The following is a 620-nucleotide window of genomic DNA, read 5'->3' as shown; positions in this document are numbered from 1 at the left end:
GGCCCGCCCTGGGGCGGGCCGCCTGGAGGGCTGCCGATCATGAGCGACACGCCGCCGCGCCGCCCGCGCATCCTGACCGAGCAGGACGACGCCCCGGCGGAGCGGCTCGACTTCGGCTGGGAGCAGGCGGTCGCGCCCGTCGCGAAGCCGGCGGCGGCGCGGCGCTGGTCCGCGCTCGGCCTCGCCGCCGCGGGCCTTGCCGTGCTGCTGGTCGGGCTCTCGCTGCTCGATGTCGCGAACTTCGTCACCGACCAGTTCGCGCGCGCCGACTGGCTCGGCTGGGTGACGCTGGCCGTCGCGCTGCTCGGCTACGGGCTGATCGCCTGGGCCTTCCTGCGCGAGCTGCGCGGGCTCTGGTCGCTGGAGATCGTGGACAAGGCGCGGGCCGCCTTCGCCCGCAACGACTACGTCGCCGCGCGCGCCGCGACGCGGGCCTGGGCGGCACGCACGCCGGCCGCTTCGCCCTCGGCGCCGGCGCTGCGCGGCGCCAACGACCTCGACAGTCTGCGCGCGCTGCTGGAGGCCGGCCCGCTGGCGGAGCTGGACCGGGCGACGGCGGCGGGCCGGCCCCCCCCCGCCGCCGCGGGCGGCCGGGCGGGGCGGGGGGGTGGCCGCAGCGC

At 80.0% G+C, this 620-nt stretch carries 1 protein-coding gene; it reads left to right on the top strand.

The window, feature by feature from the left end; genetic code table 11:
* Positions 1-39: 39 nt before the first annotated feature.
* Positions 40-620 (top strand): hypothetical protein (locus AC1MIR_RS22290; protein ID WP_480030385.1); only part of this gene is annotated, 581 nt, incomplete at its 3' end.

It is taken from the genome of Falsiroseomonas sp. RANM36 (genome assembly GCF_056682175.1).
The sequence above is the reverse complement of the archived record's forward strand: the minus strand, read 5'-3'. Positions and strand labels throughout refer to the sequence as shown.